Annotated in this window: 15 protein-coding genes; 11 read left to right on the top strand and 4 right to left on the bottom strand. The window is 58.5% G+C overall.

Features of this window, described 5'->3' with window-relative positions:
* The first annotated feature begins 117 nt into the window (after positions 1-117).
* The 4 genes from IEX44_RS04255 (at position 118) to IEX44_RS04240 (ending at position 5,082) form a co-directional block, all read left to right on the top strand.
* Entirely contained in the window at positions 118-1,017 is a 900-nt protein-coding gene (locus IEX44_RS04255; protein WP_188689268.1) for a carbohydrate ABC transporter permease, read from the top strand.
* Positions 1,017-1,847, top strand: a complete 831-nt coding sequence (locus tag IEX44_RS04250; RefSeq protein WP_188689266.1) for a carbohydrate ABC transporter permease — start codon at positions 1,017-1,019, stop codon at positions 1,845-1,847. Before IEX44_RS04255 ends, IEX44_RS04250 begins: the two co-directional genes overlap by 1 nt.
* Before the next feature lie 421 nt (positions 1,848-2,268).
* Positions 2,269-3,897 (top strand): alpha-glucosidase family protein, encoded by a 1,629-nt coding sequence (locus IEX44_RS04245; protein WP_188689264.1) that lies wholly within the window; start codon positions 2,269-2,271, stop codon positions 3,895-3,897.
* 63 nt (positions 3,898-3,960) lie between these two features.
* Positions 3,961-5,082, top strand: a complete 1,122-nt coding sequence (locus tag IEX44_RS04240) for an ABC transporter ATP-binding protein (RefSeq protein ID WP_188689261.1) — start codon at positions 3,961-3,963, stop codon at positions 5,080-5,082.
* A 473-nt stretch (positions 5,083-5,555) separates the two neighbouring features.
* Here IEX44_RS04240 and araA read toward each other — a convergent pair whose 3' ends face one another.
* Genes araA through IEX44_RS04225 form a run of 3 tightly spaced genes read right to left on the bottom strand, consistent with a single transcriptional unit; the run spans position 5,556 to position 9,518 of the window.
* Positions 5,556-7,061, bottom strand: a complete 1,506-nt coding sequence (gene araA / locus IEX44_RS04235; RefSeq protein WP_188689257.1) for an L-arabinose isomerase — start codon at positions 7,059-7,061, stop codon at positions 5,556-5,558.
* Positions 7,062-7,093: 32 nt separating this feature from the next.
* A complete protein-coding gene (locus IEX44_RS04230) occupies positions 7,094-7,831 on the bottom strand; it encodes an L-ribulose-5-phosphate 4-epimerase (protein ID WP_188689255.1) in 738 nt (245 codons plus the stop codon).
* Position 7,832: 1 nt separating this feature from the next.
* On the bottom strand, positions 7,833-9,518 hold the full coding sequence (locus tag IEX44_RS04225) for a ribulokinase (RefSeq protein WP_188689252.1): 1,686 nt from the start codon (positions 9,516-9,518) through the stop codon (positions 7,833-7,835).
* Positions 9,519-9,883: 365 nt separating this feature from the next.
* Here IEX44_RS04225 and IEX44_RS04220 point away from each other — a divergent pair, with 365 nt between their 5' ends.
* From IEX44_RS04220 to IEX44_RS04190, 7 genes are all read left to right on the top strand, one after another.
* Positions 9,884-10,861 carry an arabinose ABC transporter substrate-binding protein gene (locus IEX44_RS04220; RefSeq protein ID WP_188689249.1) on the top strand — a complete coding sequence of 326 codons (978 nt, stop codon included), beginning with the start codon at positions 9,884-9,886 and terminating at the stop codon, positions 10,859-10,861.
* Between the two features lie 202 nt (positions 10,862-11,063).
* Positions 11,064-12,590, top strand: a complete 1,527-nt coding sequence (gene araG, locus IEX44_RS04215; protein WP_188689246.1) for an L-arabinose ABC transporter ATP-binding protein AraG — start codon at positions 11,064-11,066, stop codon at positions 12,588-12,590.
* 45 nt (positions 12,591-12,635) lie between these two features.
* Positions 12,636-13,643 (top strand): L-arabinose ABC transporter permease AraH, encoded by a 1,008-nt coding sequence (gene araH / locus IEX44_RS04210; RefSeq protein ID WP_188689244.1) that lies wholly within the window; start codon positions 12,636-12,638, stop codon positions 13,641-13,643.
* A 134-nt stretch (positions 13,644-13,777) separates the two neighbouring features.
* Positions 13,778-14,737, top strand: a complete 960-nt coding sequence (gene araC, locus IEX44_RS04205; protein ID WP_188689241.1) for an arabinose operon transcriptional regulator AraC — start codon at positions 13,778-13,780, stop codon at positions 14,735-14,737.
* Positions 14,734-15,585 carry a pyridoxal phosphatase gene (locus tag IEX44_RS04200; protein ID WP_188689238.1) on the top strand — a complete coding sequence of 284 codons (852 nt, stop codon included), beginning with the start codon at positions 14,734-14,736 and terminating at the stop codon, positions 15,583-15,585. The genes araC and IEX44_RS04200 overlap by 4 nt, the downstream gene beginning before the upstream one ends.
* A gap of 159 nt (positions 15,586-15,744) precedes the next feature.
* Positions 15,745-16,899 (top strand): trans-sulfuration enzyme family protein, encoded by a 1,155-nt coding sequence (locus IEX44_RS04195; RefSeq protein ID WP_188689236.1) that lies wholly within the window; start codon positions 15,745-15,747, stop codon positions 16,897-16,899.
* Between the two features lie 49 nt (positions 16,900-16,948).
* Positions 16,949-17,305 (top strand): DUF1304 domain-containing protein, encoded by a 357-nt coding sequence (locus tag IEX44_RS04190; RefSeq protein ID WP_188689233.1) that lies wholly within the window; start codon positions 16,949-16,951, stop codon positions 17,303-17,305.
* Between the two features lie 40 nt (positions 17,306-17,345).
* On the opposite strand, the gene IEX44_RS04185 is transcribed toward IEX44_RS04190, so the two are convergent.
* On the bottom strand, positions 17,346-18,239 hold the full coding sequence (locus IEX44_RS04185) for a LysR substrate-binding domain-containing protein (RefSeq protein WP_188689231.1): 894 nt from the start codon (positions 18,237-18,239) through the stop codon (positions 17,346-17,348).
* Positions 18,240-18,255 lie beyond the last annotated feature (16 nt).

Genomic DNA, 18,255 nt, shown 5'->3' with positions numbered 1-18,255 from the left:
CCAAGGAGCATCGCTCCGGATTCACCCTACGGTCACCACTTTGATTTTGACCTCCGCATCATTGGCACTGCCATGCTGACGATGCGGAAGTTGCTCTTCTTTCCTCACAGGTGACTCATGGATGACTCGCTGATTGCGCGCGCCCGCAGGCGGCAGGCGTACTGGCTGGTGCTGCCGGTGATTATTGTGCTGGCGGCCATTGCCGGTTGGCCTTTGCTGCGTACCATCTGGTTCAGCCTGACCAACGCCCAGCTCTCTGACATGGGTAACAGCCAGTTCATCGGTCTGGCCAATTACATTGGCGAGGCCGGCGTATTGCGCGATGGTGAATGGTGGAATTCCGTTCGCAACACACTGTTTTTTGCGGTGATTTCCGTGATTCTGGAAACACTGCTGGGCTTGGGCGTTGCGCTCTTGCTCAATACACCTTCCCGCATTCAAGCCTTGCTGCGCGCCGCCGTGCTGGTGCCCTGGGCGATCCCGACGGTGGTGTCGGCCAAGATGTGGTCGTGGATGCTCAACGATCAGTTTGGCGTAGTCAACGCCATGCTGCAGAACCTGCACATTATCTCGTCGCCGCTGGCCTTTACCGCAGACCCGCATTTGTCTTTCCCCACCATCATCATGGTGGATGTCTGGAAAACCACGCCGTTTATGGCGTTGCTGATCCTGGCCGCACTGCAACTGGTGCCGGAAGACTGTTACGAAGCCGCGCATATGGATGGCGTGCCGCGCTGGCGTATTTTCCGCTACATCACTTTGCCACTGATCATGCCGGGCATTCTGGTGGCCATGATTTTCCGCACGCTCGATGCCCTGCGCGTGTTTGATCTGATCTACGTGATGACCTCCAACAGCCATGTCACCAAGAGCATGTCGGTGTACGTGCGTGAACAGCTGATCGACTTCCAGCAGGTGGGGTACGGCTCTGCATCCGCCACCTTGCTGTTCCTGATTATTGCGATCTCGACGCTGATTTACATGGCCGGTACCCGCAGCCGCATGGAGGCCAACTGATGAAAAAGAATATCTGGGGCGTGATCGGGTTTTACGCGGCGTCGTTGGTCGTGCTGGTCTATGCACTGTTCCCGTTTTACTACGCCATTATCTCGTCACTCAAAAATGGGAGTGCGCTGTTTTCCACCTCGTTGTGGCCGGCGCACCCGTCGCTGGCTAACTACATTGCCATCTTCAAAGAACAGTCTTTTGGCGCCAATCTGACCAACTCGATTTTCGTCGCCGGCGGAGTAGTAGCGTTCTCACTGGGTTTGTCGATGCTGGCGGCGTATGCGCTGGGACGGGTGTCGTTCCGTGGCCGTGGCACGCTCATGCTGTGCATTCTGGCTGTGTCGATGTTCCCGCAGGTGGCGCTCTTGTCGGGTCTGTTTGAACTGATCCGGACGCTGGGTCTGTACGACAGTCTGTGGGCACTGATGCTGTCTGATCTCATTTTTACGCTGCCATTTACCGTGTGGGTGCTGGTCACCTTCATGCGTGACTTGCCCAAAGAAATCGAAGAAGCCGCGGTGATGGATGGCGTCGGTATTTTCACGCTGATCTTCCGCATCTTCTTGCCGCTGCTGTGGCCGGCACTGGTTGCCACCGGTTTGCTGGCGTTTATTGCGGCATGGAATGAGTTCCTGTTTGCGCTGACCTTCACGCTTTCAAACGATGAACGCACGGTGCCAGTGGCCATTGCGCTGATCTCTGGCGGCAGCAGTTTCGAGCTGCCCTGGGGCTTGCTGATGGCGGCCTCGGTGATTGTGACCGTGCCGTTGATTGCGCTGGTGCTGATCTTCCAGCGGCACATTGTGTCCGGGCTAACGGCCGGGGCGGTGAAGGGGTAGGGCGACCGATCAAAACACGTAGGCCGGATGAAGCGTAGTGAGAATCCGGGTTACAGGTGCGGTTTTTGACCTGGTCGTGGAAGTTGTTTTTGACGTAAAGCCCTCCGGCTGCGCCGAGCATCGCAGCGGAGTCCGGGGTTTCGGCGTAAGGGTGTTTGAGGCCAAAGGCCGAGTTCCCTGGAGCCAGCCGGACTTTGCGAGAAGCACAGGGAACCCACGAAGTGGGCGCTGTCGCAGGGTCGCCTTTTCTTTGGTCACTTTCTTTTGGCGAAGCAAAAGAAAGTGACGTGCTCCGGGCACCCCCGGTATGTAAAACAACCGCGCCGTCAGGCGCTAACCAGACATTGCATCGATGGATTGTTCCACAGGTCCATCTACGAACCACAACACCATCAACCCACAAATCCCAGGAGACCCTCCCATGTCCCAACCCCAAACCAACTGGTGGCGCGGCGCCGTCATTTACCAGGTCTACCCGCGCAGTTTTCAGGACAGCAACGGCGATGGCATTGGTGATTTGCCTGGCGTAACGCAGCGGCTGGAGCACATTGCCAGCCTGGGCGCCCAGGCCGTGTGGCTGTCGCCATTTTTCACCAGCCCGATGCTGGATTTTGGTTACGACGTCTCTGACTACTGCGATGTCGATCCGATCTTTGGTACCCTGGCCGATTTCGACAAGCTGGTCGCCCGCGCTCATGGCCTTGGACTGAAAGTGCTGATTGATCTGGTGCTGAGCCATACCTCAGACCAGCACCCCTGGTTCAAGGAAAGCCGTAGCAGCCGGGATAACGCCAAAAAAGACTGGTACGTGTGGGCGGAATCCAAAGAAGACGGCACGCCGCCCAACAACTGGCTGTCGATTTTCGGGGGTTCGGCCTGGCAGTGGGATACCCGCCGTCAGCAGTACTACATGCACAACTTTTTGACCAGCCAGCCAGACCTGAACTTCCACACACCTGCCGTGCAAGATGCCTTACTGGATGTCGCAAAGTTCTGGCTGGATCGGGGCGTAGATGGTTTCCGCCTGGATACCGTCAACTTCTACGTACATGACAAACAACTGCGCGATAACCCGCCCATGCCGCGCGGCAATATCTCCAACACAGCGCCGATGGTGAATCCGTATACCCGCCAGCAACATGTGCACGATAAAACGCAGCCTGAGAACCTCTTGTTCCTGCAAAAGCTGCGCGCGCTGTGCGACAAGTACGACGACATCACCACCATTGGCGAGATCGGCGACGATCACCAATACCAGACTCTGGCCCAGTACACCGAAGGCAACAATCGCCTGCATATGGCCTATGTGTTCGCGCTGCTGACCGAAATGTGCGAACCGAAATACCTGCACGGTGTGCTGGCCGAATACCTGCGTGATGCTGGCAACGCATATGTGTGCTGGTCTTTGGGCAATCACGACGTACCGCGTCTGGTCACGCGCTGGGCCGCGTTGGGCGGCGATGAACGCCAGCGCGCCAACCTCCTTGGCGCGTTCTTGATGTCTTTGCCGGGTGCGGTGTGTATTTATGAAGGCGAAGAACTGGGCCTGACGGATGTGGACGTCCCGTTTGAACTGATGCAAGACCCGTACGGCATCACCATGTGGCCAGAATTCAAAGGCCGTGACGGCTGCCGCACGCCCATGCCGTGGGATCACAGCGCGCACCTGGGCTTTACCACCGGCACGCCGTGGCTGCCGCTGGGTGAAGCGCACGGCAACAAGACCGTGGCCGACCAGGAAACGGATGTCGGTTCGGTCATGAATGACTACCGCCGTTTTATCAGCTGGCGCAAGACCCAACCGGCCGTGCAGTTTGGCAATCTGCAACTGCTGGATGCGCACGATCAAGTGGTGGCCTTTGTCCGCCAGCACGGTGATGAAACCACGCTGTGCGCGTTCAACCTGTCGGACAAACCGGCTACGTTCAAACTGCCGGCGGGTGTGCAGGGTAGCAATATCGGCGGTCATGACTTCAGCGGGCATCTGGGTCACGGCCAGATTGACCTGGGCCCATTACAGGCATGCTTTGCGCGTGTCACAGGCGTTTAAACCAGAATAGTACTGGCGTGGCGGGCACGCGGTTGTGCCTGCCAGCACCGGGGAGACAAGCATATGAGCCATATCCAGCTCAAAGGTCTGCAGAAAAAGTTTGGCGATACGGTGGTGCTGTCTGATGTCGATCTGGACATCAAACACGGCGAGTTTTGCGTGTTTATCGGCCCGTCTGGCTGCGGCAAATCCACGTTGTTGCGCATCATTGCCGGGCTGGAAGCACCCACGGCCGGTGATCTTTTTATTGGTGAAACGCGCGTGAACGACGTGCTGCCCGCCAAGCGCGACATCGCCATGGTGTTCCAGAGCTACGCGCTCTATCCGCACATGACCGTCGAGGAAAACATGGCCTTTGGCCTGCGTCACCTCAACCTGCCCGCGGGGGAGATTGAACAGCGCCTTGCCACAGCCGCACAGGCGCTGAACCTGACCAATCTCTTGAAGCGCAAGCCCAAAGAACTCTCTGGTGGTCAGCGTCAGCGTGTAGCCATTGGCCGCGCCATTGTGCGCAAACCCAAGGTTTTTCTGTTTGATGAACCGCTCTCTAACCTGGATGCCGCGCTGCGCGTAAAAACGCGTGTAGAGATCGCCAAGCTGCACCACAGCTTGCCGGATGTCAGCATGATCTACGTGACTCATGATCAGGTTGAAGCCATGACGCTGGGTGACAAGATCGTACTGCTGCGCCCGCTCTCTGGTCAGGATGATTTGCCCAGCGTGGCGCAAGTGGGCCACCCGCTCGAGTTGTACCACCATCCTGCCAACCGTTTTGTCGCGGGTTTCATCGGCTCACCTTCGATGAACTTCTTCGAGGGCACGGTGCGGGCGATCAATCTGTCATCAGTAGAAGTGGCCGTAGCTGGCGGTGAGTTGTCCGCCTCGGTCGAAGGCGCTGGTCTGACAGAGGGTGCCCCCGTGACATTGGGTATTCGTCCGGAGCATATCCAGGTGGGCAGCGGCAATCTCAGCGGTAAGGTCATGCACCTGGAACCACTGGGCGAACACACTTACCTGCACCTGCAAACGCCGTTATCGCCTTCAGCGCTGATCGCCAAAACCCCACGGGAAGACGTGAAGCTGGGTGAGACCGTCGCGTTTACACTGCCGGCACATGCCATGCATCTGTTTGATGCCAAGGGCGATGCGCACAAGCGTACAGCGGTACAGGAAGCGACGGCTTGATGGGGTAAGGGTTTGGAAGGGTAGTTGAAGGTCTCCTCTTGCAGTGATTGAACAGCACCCATGTGGTGCTGTTTTTTTTGCGACGTCCGGGCTACGGGGTGCGATAGCTCGCTTTTGTATCGATGGATCGCCGCTGCACTTTGCATTGACCCTGGCACGCGGCATTGCTTTGTTTATGTGCGTCACTTCGTTGGGCAGGCAGGTGCGAGGGGGGCACGCGGAGGGTGGGTCTGGCGCAAGACGCGACATATAGCCCGGGCACAAAGAAAGGAGCAGTGGTCAGCCCCATTGCCGTGAAGGCGGCACAGCCGGTGCGGCAGAGGAGATTGCCGCAAACAGCATGAAGCTGACCACTGGAAGGCACAGATGTCCTTCAGACCAAAGATTTTGCGAATGACGCGTTGCGGCGATACTCCAGGACCGGTCTGGCAACGCAATTCCCGACCGGCCCGACAACACGGTGAAGCGCTGGATTACTGCTTGCAGAAGTTGAAGAACACTTCGTTCCAGTTGAGTTCATTCTTGAACGCGCCAATCTCGGTGTTCTTGCCGATTTGCACGTATTCAATGCCGGTCATTTCGGCAAACAAACGCAGTTGTTCTTGCGTCACGCCTTGTGTGTACACGGCATGGTGGGCGCCACCGGCGTAAATCCAGGCGGCTGCGCTGGTTTGCAGGTTCGGCAGGGCCTTCCACACCGCGCGGGCGACCGGCAGGGCCGGCAGCGGCTTGGGTTGCTCGACGGTTTCCAGATCATTGGCGATCAGGCGGAAGCGGTTGCCCATATCGATCAGCGTGACGTTGATGGCCGGGCCAGGACGGGCACTGAACACCAGGCGTGCCGGATCAGCCTTCTTGCCGATCGACAGCGGCTGGACATCCAGCAGCGGTTTTTCATCGTTGGCAATGGACGGACAGACTTCCAGCATGTGGGCACCAATCACCAACTCGTTGCCCGGCGTGAAGTCGTAGGTGTAGTCCTCCATGAACGACGCGCCACCTTGCTGGCCAGCGCTCATTACCTTGATGGCGCGCAGCAGGGCAGAGGTCTTCCAGTCACCTTCTGCACCAAAGCCGTAACCCTGTTGCATCAGCCGCTGTACGGCCAGACCCGGCAGTTGCGTCAGACCATAGAGGTTTTCAAAGGTCGTGGTAAAGGCATGAAAGCCGCCCTTGTCCAGGAAGTTCTTGATACCCAGTTCAATGCGGGCGGCGTCAATCAGGTGGCTGCGCTTGTCGCCGCTGTTTTTCACGGCGTCGGACAGCGTGTAGCTGGATTCGTAAACGGCGATCAGCGCATCCAGTTCTTCTTGCGTGACGGCTTCGACCGATTTGACGAGATCACCCAGGCCATAGGCATGCACGGCATAACCAAAGCGGATTTGCGCGGCGACCTTGTCGCCTTCGGTCACGGCCACTTCGCGCATATTGTCGCCAAAGCGGGCCACTTTCAGATTGCGGCTGTCATGTACGGCGGCGGCAACGCGAATCCAGTCGCCCAACTGGGTGGCGACAGCCGGGTCTTGCCAGTGGCCGACGACCACGTGGTATTGCTTGCGCATACGGGCGCCAATGAAGCCGAACTCACGGCCGCCGTGCGCGGTCTGGTTCAGGTTCATGAAGTCCATATCCATGCTGTTCCAGGGCACCACCGAGTTGAACTGCGTATGCAGTTGCATCATCGGTTTTTCCAGGACGGCCAAACCGTTGATCCACATCTTGGCGGGGCTGAAGGTGTGCAGCCAGGTCACCAGACCAATACAGTTTTTGGCGTAATTGGCATCGCGGCACAGTTGCAGAATGCCTTCTTGCGAAGTCACGGTTTCCTTGATGACCAGCTTCACCGGCAGATTGGCTTCTGCGTTCAGGCCTTTGACAATGCGCTCGGCGTTTTCGGCCACTTGGGCCAGGGTTTTTTTGCCGTACAGATGCTGACTGCCAACGACAAACCAGACTTCCAGTTCTTTGAAGAATTCCATGTGATCGTTCTCGTATTCAGTGAGTGGGTTGTTCAGGCCACGCGGCGCGGCTTGGCGGGTGCGGTGTCAGGCGGTGTGCCCTGACCGTAGTACGCATTGCTGCCGTGCTTGCGCAGGTAGTGTTTGTTCAGCAGGTGATCGGGAATGGCGTGCTGGCTGGCGTTGAGCATCACGGTAAAGAGCGCCATGCGTGCGACTTCTTCCAGCACCACCGCGTTGTGCACGGCGTTCTCGGCATCTTTGCCCCAGGCAAATGGCGCGTGTTCGCTGACCAGAATGCCGGGGATGGCCATGACGTCGCCATTGCCGATCGTTTCGATAATCACCTTGCCGGTATTGGCCTCATACGCGTTCTCGATCTCTGCAGCGCTCAAGGCGCGGGTGCAGGGGATGGCGCCGTAGAAGTAATCGGCATGCGTGGTGCCCAGCGCCGGGATATCGCGGCAGGCCTGGGCCCAGGAGGTGGCGTGGGTGGAATGCGTATGCACGATGCCGCCAATCTGCGGGTACTGGTTGTAGAGCGCCAGGTGGGTGGGTGTGTCTGATGACGGGCGCAATGTGCCTTCAATGCGTTCACCATTGAGATCGAGCACCACAATGTCTTCAACCTTCATGCGCTCGTAGCTCACACCACTGGGCTTGATCGCCACCAGATTGCGTTCGCGATCAATACCGCTGACATTGCCCCAGGTAAAGGTCACCAGCCCGTGTTTGGGCAGCTCCAGGTTGGCAGCCAGGACTTCTTCTTTCAGTTGCAGGAGGGTCGGCATGTTAGTGCTCCCCTGCGGCGTAGAGCGGTTCCGTCGCGGCCGACCAGGCCTGATAGCGCTGGTAGTACGCTTCGTATTTGGCGGCCGCAGCCGGATCGGGCTGGTAGCTGCGTTCGATCTTGCTGGCCATGTGCTGCTGGGCGGTGGCGACATCCGGGTGGATGCCAGCGGCAACCGCGCCAAAGATGGCCGCGCCCAGGGCGCAACATTGGTCCGAGCCGACCACATCGACCTGGCGGTTCATGACATCAGCGCACACCTGCATCACCGTGGGGGATTTGCGGGCAATGCCACCCAGCGCCAACACACTGTTTACGGCGATGTCCTGGCTGGTAAAGCATTCCATGATGGCGCGCGCACCACAGGCGGTGGCGGCAATGAAGCCACCAAACAACGCGGGAGCGTCCGAGCCCAGATCCAGCCCGCCGACCACGCCTTTGAGCCGTTGATTGGCATACGGCGTGCGACGGCCATTGAGCCAGTCCAGCACCAGCGGCAGGTGGTCAATGTCCGGCCGCGCAGCAAACGCTTCGGTCAGCGTGGGTAACAAGTCTTCCTGCAGCTTGTTCAGCGCGGGGGCGAGTTCTGGTTGTTGCTTTGCGGCCTGTTGCAGCGGCCAGCTCAACAGTTTGGCCAGCCAGGCATACATGTCGCCGAAGGCAGACTGGCCAGCTTCCAGGCCAATTTTGCCTGGCACCACGCTGCCATCGACCTGGCCGCAGATACCAGCCACAGCGCGATCGCCAATGTCGGCCGGGTCCGCAATCAGGATGTCACAGGTCGAGGTGCCAATGACCTTCACCAGGGTGTTGTCGCCCGCGCCCGCACCGACCGCGCCCATATGGCAGTCAAACGCGCCGCCAGAAATGATCACGTGTTCCGGTAGTTCCAGCTTGCTGGCCCATTCAGCGGTGATGCGGCCAACCGGCACATCTGCTGTGAACGTATCTGTAAACAGCGGCTGATCAAGGTTTTCCAGCAGCAGCGGGTCCAGCTTGTTCAGAAATACCTTGCCGGGTACGCCGCCCCAGCTTTCATGCCACAGCGATTTATGCCCGGCGCTGCAGCGGCCACGTTTGAGTTGATCGGCGCGTGTTGTGCCACTTAACAAGGCCGGCACCCAGTCCGCCAGCTCGACCCAACTGGTGGCTGCTTTGGCCACAGCCGGGTCTGCACGTGACACGTGCAAGGCCTTGGCCCAGAACCACTCAGAAGAATAAATACCGCCAATGTAGCGCGTGTAATCCGGGTACAAACCCGCTGCGCTACCGTCTTGCGCCAGTTTGGTAATGGCTTCGGCTTCGGCAATCGCAGTGTGGTCTTTCCACAGCACGAACATGGCGTTGGGGTTGTCGGCAAAGGCGGGTGTCAAGGCCAGAACATCGCCAGAAGCGTTGACTGGCGCGGGTGTCGAGCCCGTTGTGTCCACACCCAGCCCCTTGATGCCCTCACGCTGGGCTGGGCTCAACTGGGCAACAACATTGCGCACGGCAGTCTGCATGGACTCGATGTAGTCCAGCGGGTGATGACGAAACTGATTGGCCGTCGGCACGCAAAATTCGCCCTTGCTCCAGCGCGGATAGTACGCAACGGCGGTAGCCAGCTCGGCGCCTGTGTGGCAATCCACCGCCAGCGCGCGGACGGAATCGCTACCAAAGTCCAGACCTATGGATATATCTACTGACATGAGGAAGTGCGCCTTTTCGGGTGGCTGTTCAGGTTTTCCCGAAGAATAGGGCGCTGTGGCCAAGGTCTATAAGGAGGCGCTGGTCAAGAATATGGACAAATCACCTTTGTGTGGTATCTGACCCAGTCCGGCATGGACAAACCCGCACTTTCTTGCCGAACATATGGATTAAGTCGCTAAACTGTAATTTGGACTAAGTCGCTACGAAAAACCCGGCCATATAATCGCCACAACTTCAGCCGGCAGCAAAAAAAGCGACTCTGTATCCGCATGTTTGCTGCATCGCACGGCTAAGTGGCTGGTATTTGTAAGTACGTTGTTCCAGGTACGACCTATAGCGAAACGCAAATATAACGGAGTCAGATATGAACAAAATGGTCAAATTGCTCACTTTGAGCTGTGTAATGTTCGGTGCAGTGGGCAGTGCATATGCCGCAGAAAAACTGGGTTATCTGGTCAAGCAACCAGAAGAGCCCTGGTTCCAGACCGAATGGGCATTTGCCGAGAAGGCTGGCAAGGATATGGGCTTTGAGGTGATCAAGATCGCCGTACCGGATGGTGAGAAAACCCTGAATGCCATCGACACCCTGGCTGCCAGCGGCGCCAAGGGCTTCGTGATCTGCACACCGGATCCCAAACTGGGCCCGGCCATCATGGCCAAGGCCAACGCGCTGGGCCTGAAAGTGGTGACCGTGGATGACCAGTTCGTCAACGCCAAGGGTCAGCCGATGACCGAAGTACCGCTGCTGATGATGGCTGCCTCCAAAGTGGGCGAGCGTCAGGGTCAAGAGCTGTACAAGGAAATGAAAAAGCGTAACTGGAACGTGAAGGACACCGGTGTCCTGGCCATTACCGCCAACGAACTGGATACCGCCCGCCGCCGTACTGATGGCTCGATGGGTGCACTGAAGGCTGACGGCTTCCCCGCTGGCCAAATCTACACCGTACCGACCAAGTCCAACGACATCCCGGGCGCGCTGGATGCGGCTAACTCCATGCTGGTGCAACACCCGAATGTGAAGAACTGGCTGGTGATCGGCATGAACGACAACACCGTGCTGGGCGGCGTTCGCGCCACCGAAGGTCAGGGCTTCAAGGCTCCGAACGTGATCGGTGTGGGTATCAATGGTGTGGATGCCAAAAACGAACTGGGCAAGGCGCAAGCCACCGGTTTCTATGGCTCGCTGCTGCCTAGCCCGGATGTTCACGGCTATCAGTCCATCAAGATGCTGCATGAATGGGTTGCCAACGGTAAGCAGCCGCCGAAGTTCACTGAGGTGAGCGACGTGGTGCTGATTACCCGCGACAACTACAAAGACGAGCTGAAGAAGAAGGGCCTGTAAGTTGATGTGGCCGCAGGGCGGGTCCGGAACACAGTGACCATCCACCCTGCGGGCTGCACGACCTGGTCTTTTGTTGCCCGGAGCAAACCGTGTGGCGTGCTCCGGGTGACATGCATTTGATGACATTTGATGAAGTAGAAGAGGGCGCGGGCGTGTTTCCTCCGCTTGTTTGCCGCTTCACCGCTTCTTGCGAGCAGCACGTATGACTGAATCCGCAAAACCGTATCTGGCGTTCAAGGGCATCGGCAAGGTGTTTCCTGGCGTGAAAGCGCTGCAGGATATTTCCTTTGGTTGCCAGCAAGGCTCGGTGCACGCCCTCATGGGCGAGAATGGCGCCGGCAAATCCACGCTGCTGAAAATCCTCTCGGGCATGTATCAGCCCAGCAGCGGCCAGATCGAGATCGGCGGGCAGCCGGTCCAGTTCAACCACGCCCAGGATGCACTCAAGGCTGGTGTGGCCATTATTTATCAGGAATTGCATCTGGCACCGGACATGACGGTGGCAGAGAACATCTATCTGGGCCAGTTACCGCACCGCTTTGGCGTAGTTGATCGCACCACGCTGCGCAGCATGGCCGCAGAAAAACTCAAATATCTGGGTATGGACATCAGCCCGGATACGCCGCTGCGGCGCTTGTCGATTGCGCAGTGGCAGATGGTTGAAATCGCCAAGGCGCTGACCCGTAACGCCCGCATTATTGCGTTTGACGAGCCCACCAGTTCGCTTTCTGCGCGAGAGATCGAGCAACTGTTCCGTGTCATCAACGAACTCAAGGCCGAAGGCCGTGTGATTTTGTATGTCTCGCACCGTATGGAAGAAATCTTCCGCATGTGCGATGCCGTGACCGTGTTCAAGGATGGCCGTTACGTCAACACCTGGAACGATATGTCCGCCGTCACGCATGACCAGTTGGTACAGGCGATGGTTGGCCGTGAACTGGGCGATATTTACGACTACCGCCCGCGTGAGCATGGCGAAGTACGGCTGGATGTCCGTGACTTGCTGGCACCAGGCCTGCGTGAACCGGCGTCGCTGCAAGTGCGCCGCGGTGAAATCGTCGGTCTGTTTGGCCTCGTGGGTGCAGGCCGTTCTGAATTGATGAAAGCCATTTTCGGAGCCACCCCGGTGTTTGCCGGGCAGGTGAGCGTGGATGGTCAGGTGCTGCGCATCCGCCGCCCGGGTGATGCCATTGCCGCCGGCATTACGCTGTGCCCGGAAGATCGCAAGGCCGAAGGCATCGTGCCGGTGCATTCGGTGCGCGACAACATCAACATCAGCGCCCGCCGCCGCACGGTCAAGGCGGGGTGTCTGGTCGATGAAAGCTGGGAGCGTGCCAATGGCGCCAAGATGGTCAAAGAGCTGAACGTACGCACGCCGTCTGACCAGCAACTGATCATGAACCTGTCTGGCGGCAACCAGCAAAAGGCCATTCTGGGCCGCTGGTTATCAGAGGACATGAAGGTCATGTTGCTGGACGAACCCACCCGCGGGATCGACGTGGGCGCCAAGCATGAAATTTATCGTGTGATGTACGACCTGGCCGAACACGGGATTTCCATCCTGTTTGCTTCCAGCGATCTGCCTGAGGCGCTGGGTCTGGCGGACCGCGTCGTCATCATGCGTGAAGGCCGCATTGTGGGCGAACTCGCTCACGATGAAGCCACAGAACAAAAAGCGCTGGCTCTGGCCATGTTGCGCCAGCCTGCCCAGACCGTCGAAGTCGCGTAAGCGCTCCGGTTCGTTCCTGTCACTTGCAATTGAAGGAAAGTTGAAATGTCCAAAGCTTCTGCAAACCCGGCTGTTGGCGGCGTGCCGGAAATCACCCTGGCGCCGGGCCGCTCTGCCTTTGCCCGCCTGTGGGATACCTACGGCATGTTGCTGGTGTTCCTGGTGCTGTTTATTGCCTGTTCCGCACTGGTGCCTAACTTCTTGTCATTCCAGAACATGCGCGGCCTGGGGTTGGCGGTCTCGCTGGCCGGTATGGTCGGCTGCGGCATGTTGTTCTGCCTGGCCGCTGGCGACTTCGACCTCTCGGTCGGCTCCGTCGTGGCGTGTGCCGGCGTAGCGTGCGCGACCGTCATCAACATGACCAGCAGTGTGACTATGGGTGTGCTGGCCGGTCTGGCCACGGGCCTGGTGTTTGGTTTTCTCAATGGCGTCATCGTGGCCTGGCTGGGTATTAACGCCCTGATCACCACGCTGGCCAGCATGCAGATCGCCCGTGGTATGGCGTACATCATTTCTGACGGCAAGGCCGTGGGGGTGGACCAGGAAAGCTTCTTCACCCTGGGCAACACCAGCTGGTTTGGTTTGCCAGTACCGGTGTGGCTGACCGTTGCCTGCTTCCTGGTGTTCGGTTTTGTCATGCGCCGCACCCTGTTTGGCCGTAACACTCTGGCCATTGGCGGCAACGAAGAAGCAGCACGTCTGGCCGGTGTGAACGTGGTGCGCAACAAGATCGCCATCTTCACCTTGTCTGGCGTGATCTCTGCCTTTGCCGGTGTGGTGCTGGCCTCGCGTATGACCTCCGGCCAGCCGATGACCTCATTGGGTCTGGAACTGACCGTGATCTCTGCCTGCGTGCTGGGTGGCGTGTCGCTCAAGGGCGGTGTGGGCAAAATCAGTTATGTGGTCGCGGGTGTGTTGATCCTGGGCACGGTCGAAAACGCTATGAACCTGTTGAATATCTCGCCGTTTGCCCAGTACGTGGTGCGTGGCCTGATTCTGCTGGCGGCGGTGATCTTTGACCGCTACAAGCAAAAGAGTGCGTCGCGAGTTTGATTGCCGCACACACGATCCTGTGGCCGCGCCAGGCGTGCTGCAGGGTCTGGCAAGTCATGTCTTGATAACACTGAAGCGCGGCGGGTTAATCAACACGCGCCATCCACTGTGTCTGATTCAGTCTGAAGGCCCTCATGCAACCTCTACATCTTGATCCGCCTGCGACCAAACAGAATCTTGACCCGCTCATGCCGGGGTACTCGTTCAACCTGTACCTGGTGGCCGGGATCACGCCGATCATCGAGAACGGCCCGCTGGATTTCATCATTGATCGCCCCAATGGCATGCAGGGCTACATCATCAACATGACCGTCGCGGGGCAGGGCAAGGTGTTTGACGGGGACGAAGCGTTTTACGTCAACCCGGGCGACATGTTGATGTTCTCGCCTGAAACCGTGCATTACTACGGCCGCGCGCCGGCCAGCCCTAACTGGTATCACCGCTGGATTTACTTTCGCCCGCGTGCTTATTGGGCGCCGTGGCTCAAATGGCAGGACCAGATCCGCAAAGTCGGCAAACTGAGCTTGCCGGACAAAACCCTGGTCACTGAGTTTGACGAACTCTTTCAGTTGATCGACCGCACACACCGCGAAGGCCGGGTGACCAGTGAAGAGCTGGCGATCAACCTGCTGGAGCGCTTGCTGATCCGCGCGTATGAGATCTCGCCAGAGAATCTGCCCAAGCCGCTGGACAGCCGGGTGCAGGAAGCCTGCCAATACATTACGCGTCACCTGGGCCAGGAAATTGGCCTGGAAGAAATTGCGCGCCATGTGTGCTTGTCGCCATCGCGACTGGCGCATTTGTTCCGGGACCAAGTGGGCGTGAACATCCTGCGCTGGCGTGAAGACCAACGCATTATTCTGGCCAAGCATCTACTGCACAGCACCCGCACGCCGATCGCACGCATCGCCGGCACAGTGGGTTATGAAGACCAGTTGTATTTCTCCCGCGTGTTCCGCAAACGTGTGGGGGTTAGCCCGAGTGAATTCCGCAAAACCAGTGGTGAACCGCTGTACCCATATCGCACGCCCAATATGGATTGGCCGCATATGGACATCGACGTGCCTGACAACGGGATGGAGTTCTATCTGTGAGCCAGGCCGGCGTGTTGCCATATCGTGTGTTGGCGTTTGATCTGGATGGCACGCTGTTGGGCCGCGATCTACAGATCAGGCCTGCATCCATGAGCGCCATCAACGACGCACGCGCGGCTGGTTTGACGGTGATTCTGGTGACTGGCCGTCATCACATCATGGCCAAGGCCTATCACCAGCAACTGAAGCTAGATACGCCACTGCTGGCTTGCAACGGCACCTACGCATGGGATTTCGCGCGTGACGAGCCCGGCTTTGCCCGTCCGCTGACCGCCGCCGAGGCGTTACGTGTGCTGGAATTGACGCGCGAATTCGATGTACACGCGTTGTTGTACCTGCGTCGGGCACAAGCGTATTCAGATATGGAGCCACATCTGGCACATCTTCTGGCCTGGGCGGAAACGCTACCCGCCAGCGTGCGGCCAGAACTGGTCCATGTGCCTGATCTGTTGCCACTGGTGCAGGCTGAGCCCCTGATCTGGAAGTATGCGGTATCCAGCCAGGTGGATGACCGCATCGAGCCCTTTATCGCACGCGTGAAAAGTGAACTGGGGCTGGCGTGCGAGCGTTCTGGCCCGAACCGTGTGGATGTGGCCAGCGCGGGTAACAGCAAAGGTGCGCTCTTGCAGAAATGGCTGGCGACAGCGGGTATACCCGCCAGCGCAACCGTGGCATTTGGTGACAACCACAACGATATTTCCATGCTGCAAGGCGTCGGACTGGGTGTCGCCATGGGCAATGCCGAAGCCGCGGTGCAAAGCCGCGCTGCCCGGGTGATTGGCGATCACGATACCGACGCCATTGCGCACTTCCTGCAGACCGAAATTCTGCCAGGCGTGCTGATCTGACCCTACCAGCGCGGCCGAACATGTCAGCAAAGACTGACTACAATGGGTAGCGCCAGGTCCGTGCGCTGTAACGCCACACCTGGAAAAGCGGACAGGTGACACGCCGGTCCCATCGTGTCATACACTGATACGCCACCCTCGCGCTTTGCGGACGCCCAGATGCCCGATATCAGAACGCTGCTGGCCCAGGCCGGCTCCAGTCTCGACCCCGTTACCGGGGCGATCAGCATGCCGATTTACCAGACCGCTACCTTTGCCCATCCGGCACTGGGTCAAAGTACTGGCTACGACTACAGCCGCAGCAGCAACCCTACCCGTGCCGCGCTGGAAACCACCATGGCACGCCTGGATGGCGCAGCGGCCTCGTTTGCTTTTGCCAGTGGTCTTGCGGCCATTACCACCGCACTGAGCCTTTTCAACCAGGGGGATCATCTGGTGGTGGCGGAAGGGTGTTACGGCGGCACCCAGCGTTTGCTGGATCAGGTGTTCGCCCGGTTTGGCCTGACGGTTACCTACGTACCGGTGACCCAACTGGATGCCTTTGCCTCGGCCATCAATCCGCATACCAAGGCATTGATTGTCGAAAGCCTCTCTAACCCGTTGCAGGAAGTACCCGATTTACCGGCGCTGGTGAATCTGGCCCGGTCACGCAATGTGCAATTGTGGGTCGATAACACGTTCCTCACACCCTATTGGCTGCGGCCACTGGAGTTGGGGGCTGACCTTGTCATTCATAGTGCGTCCAAATACCTGGCTGGGCATAACGACACCATTGCCGGTGTGCTCAGCGTGCGCGAGGCTGAACTGGCCAGCCGTGTTGGTTATCTGCAAAACGCCATGGGCGCGGTGCTCGGCCCGCAAGATGCCTGGCTTACTTTGCGTGGCCTGAAAACACTGGCGTTGCGGCTGGAGCAACAACAGTCATCCGCTGAGACGCTCGCGCAATGGTTGGGTCAGCAACCCTTTGTGAAAAAGGTGTATTACCCCGGGCTGCCAGATGACGCAGGCCACCGGCTACTTAAACAATTTGCCGGAGGGGCAGGGGCGATTGTCTCGTTTGAAGTAGATAGCGTTGGCACCCTGGCTCGGCTGATTGAGCAAACCCGCCTGATTGCCTATGCCGAAAGTCTGGGCGGAGTGGAAAGCCTGATTACCGTGCCTGCCTTGCAAACACATGCCAACCTGGCCGCAGAAGAACGTGAACGACAAGGCGTCACCGAAACGCTGGTCAGGCTCTCTGTTGGTATTGAAGCGGTCAGCGATCTGATTACGGATATCGAAACCTCGCTGGCTGGTTACGCCAGCAAACGCTGAACCCGCCGTTTCGTTGCTTTATTGATTACAACAAGAGCCAGGAAGGTTGATGATATTGATTGCCAGTTTGCTGGTGGCGCTGGTCGCCGTGCTGCACTTGTATTTTCTGGTGCTGGAAATGTTTTTCTGGACCAAACCACTCGGCCGCAAGGTGTTCCGGCTGACGCCGGAGTTTGCCGAAGCGTCCAGAACGCTCGCCGCCAATCAGGGTTTGTATAACGGCTTTCTGGCCGCTGGCCTGCTCTGGGGGCTGACGCTGGGCGCTGCGGGCCTTGGGGTCAAAGTCTTCTTTTTGCTGTGCGTGATTGTGGCCGGGGTCTATGGCGCGATCACGGTGGGCAAGAAAATCCTCTATGTACAAGCCGTGCCCGCCATCCTGGCGTTAGGCGCGGTGCTAGTGGCCTGAGCGCAACCTCAAGTCACCATCAGTCATACCGGGCATGATTTCAGCCGGTCTGCGCCAGTTTTCTTGCTTCATCGCGCAAATGAATGATCAGTGGGGAGCGTTCGTTGCGCCGAAACACCATGGTGAGCGGAGAAGTCTCTGTTACATCCAGCAATGGCCGGAAGGCTACACCGGGAATGGCGAGCACGCTGACTGCGGCAGGGATGATCGCCACCCCGAAACCACTGGCGACCAGGGTCAGTGCAGTCATGAAATCTCGGGTTGGCACGCCCACATGCGGGGTAAAACCTGCGGCCTGACCGATGGCCAGCAGATGTCGGGTGAAGCCGAAATCCCGTTGGAACTGTGGCGTGATAAAGCGCTCGTTCATGAGTTCGCTCGCACGCACTGCGGTTTGCGCCAGTAACGGATGTTGGTGGGGAAGGGCGACCAGCAAGGTGTCTTGCTGCAAAGGCAACTGGTCAAATGCCTCTGGTGCGCCAGCAACAGTCCGCACAATGCAAGCGTCCAGTTGGCCCTGATCCAGAAGCTGGATTTGCAGCGGGCTTTCCAGCTCCTGCAACGTGACCTGGACCTCGGGATATTTGCAACGATAGGCCGCCAGCAGTTGCTGTACCACGCCCGCACAGGCTGCCGAGATCACATAGCCCAATTGCAAACTGCCTATTTCACCGCGTCCGGCCTGGCGCGCCACCATCTCGGTTCTGTGTGCCTGCTGCAATGTGCTGCGGGCTTCAGCAAGAAACGATTGACCTGCGCTGGTCAGTGCAACAGATCGCTTGGTTCGCGCGACCAGTTGCACACCCAGTTCCCGCTCCAGCGCCTGCAACTGCATGGTCAGGGCCGAAGGCGCCAGATCGAGCGATTCTGCTGCTCTGGCAAAATGCAAATGTTCCGCAATCGCCACAAAGTAGCGCAGTTGCCTGAGTTCCAATCCACGTCTCCCATCG

Source organism: Silvimonas amylolytica (genome assembly GCF_014645555.1).
GTDB lineage: Bacteria > Pseudomonadota > Gammaproteobacteria > Burkholderiales > Chitinibacteraceae > Silvimonas > Silvimonas amylolytica.
This window is presented reverse-complemented; position numbering and strand designations above follow the sequence as displayed.